Origin of the sequence: Prevotella sp. CAG:592 (genome assembly GCF_000436015.1) — a bacterium.
Classification (GTDB): domain Bacteria; phylum Bacteroidota; class Bacteroidia; order Bacteroidales; family Bacteroidaceae; genus Prevotella; species Prevotella pectinovora.
This window is the reverse complement of the sequence record NZ_FR892599.1, coordinates 40,657-42,360: the sequence shown is the minus strand read 5'-3', so window position 1 is coordinate 42,360 and position 1,704 is coordinate 40,657. Positions and strand designations below refer to the sequence as shown.

At 40.4% G+C, this 1,704-nt stretch carries 2 protein-coding genes; both read right to left on the bottom strand.

The features are described 5' to 3' along the window. Positions 1 to 144: 144 nt before the first annotated feature. Positions 145 to 351, bottom strand: coding sequence for a hypothetical protein (locus QVO99_RS07890; RefSeq protein ID WP_022317069.1), 207 nt, complete (start codon positions 349 to 351; stop codon positions 145 to 147). A gap of 286 nt (positions 352 to 637) precedes the next feature. Further along, positions 638 to 1,426, bottom strand: a complete 789-nt coding sequence (locus QVO99_RS07885; protein WP_288177057.1) for an arginase family protein — start codon at positions 1,424 to 1,426, stop codon at positions 638 to 640. Between the last annotated feature and the right edge of the window lie 278 nt (positions 1,427 to 1,704).

The window sequence follows — 1,704 nt, the reverse complement described above, 5'->3', positions numbered from 1 at the left end:
TATTCAGCCCCCAAACGCTCATTACACCGTTTGGGGGCTGAAAAAAGAAATATTGCTGTTTGGAGGAAAACTCCAGGCAGCAATATTTCTTTTTAAGCCAAATCGATTATTTTTACTTGTTGCGACAAGATTAATTAGAACAGGTTATTTTAAGCACTGTTCAATCAAGTCTTTTGCACTATTGGCGTGAAATACATTTCCTGTCTTGACATCGTTAAGTGCCTCTTCAAGTCCAGACATCTGTTGTGAGGTGTTGTTTATAGTCCATCCGAATTTTTTTGCTAAATCCTTGAGTAAGGACAAATCCATTTTGGGAATTGTTATTGAGGTCGTAAGTGTAGAAGTATTCATATTTTTGTTGTTTAAAGTGATTAATGCAAAAATAATTATTATTTCTTTAAGTTGCAAGAGTTTTCTTGTGAATCTTATTTGTCACTAACCTCCAATCTTCTTTGAACTCATTATTAGATACAAGAAAAGATATGATTGTTTCACTTTCTTTCGTCTGATAGCACAGAAAAGTTACACTTTTCAGCTGAAGCAGTCAAGAAATGGTGCAGTTTCCCCACGCCAAGGGGAATTTTGCAGGCATGGTTCTTTGTCAGTACAAAGAACCGGCACTTGTTTGTGTTTTTGTTCATTCTCGCTTTTGATTTGTATGAGTCTGTTGTTCTTCCGCCAATATCATTTTCATCAGTTCGGCATTGGCTCTGTTGTTGATTTCAGCGTTTCTCGTTTCAGAAAGATAGTCGAGAGTGGCAGAACATTCGCCGGTAATGTCAACGCCTATTACCTCCTCATGGGCATAGATAATGCGGAGCACGGCTTGAAGCTGCAATAGCGACATGTCTCCATTGCTCCAATCAGTGACGGCGTCTTGCTTTCTCAGCACGTCCTTGTCGATGGAGATGTAAACAGGCTCATGTATCAGTCTGCCGGCTTTTGAAGGCCATGCTTGATGATGGTCGATTTCGTCCTGACTATAGAACAACACCTTTTCTCTGAGATGAACAGGTATTTGGGAAATCAGTTCATCCGAAGCCCCCACGATAATGATATTTCTGACAAGTGGGTTCTTTTCCAACACATCAGTCACCCATCCTCCACACGACACGACGCCGTTCCATTGCGGTTCTTGCATGTCGGGATGATGGTCGAAGACAATCAGCGAGAACGGTTCCTGCAGTCTGGATACCCAATATTCAGTGAGATAATGGAAATCGCCGGAATCTATGAAATGCAGAGCCTTGGCAGGAAATGGTGAAAGTCTGCGGTTCAGTTCCTCCTTTGCCTGCTCATCACAATAGCAGTCCACGCCATTGATGTCGCTACAGTCAACATGGGTGATGTTCCGGTTTGAGGCAAACGATTCATAATTGTATATGCCTGTGAAATTCAGGAGTATGATGGGAAGTTTCTTTATCATGGATGCGAAAATACATATTATTCCCGATAGTGACAATAAAAAAAGCGTCTTTTGCCTGTTTTTTTATCCGTCCATCATGAATGTGCATCCTGACCTTGAAACTATGTCTGCAGATTCGCCATACAGGCAATCAATCATCTTTTAGGCATGATTCCAATTAATTCCTAATACCTGTATGATGCCTTTCTAATCAAAAATAGGATTTTTTTTGTAATTTTGCACCGTAATAACAAGATATTCTTAACGACAGAATAATAGTATACTTACGGAAGAGCACC

Coding starts and splice junctions, on each gene's coding strand:
- QVO99_RS07890 (WP_022317069.1), bottom strand. CDS start 351: ATGAATACTTCTACACTTACGACCTCAATAACAATTCCCAAAATGGAT.
- QVO99_RS07885 (WP_288177057.1), bottom strand. CDS start 1,426: ATGATAAAGAAACTTCCCATCATACTCCTGAATTTCACAGGCATATAC.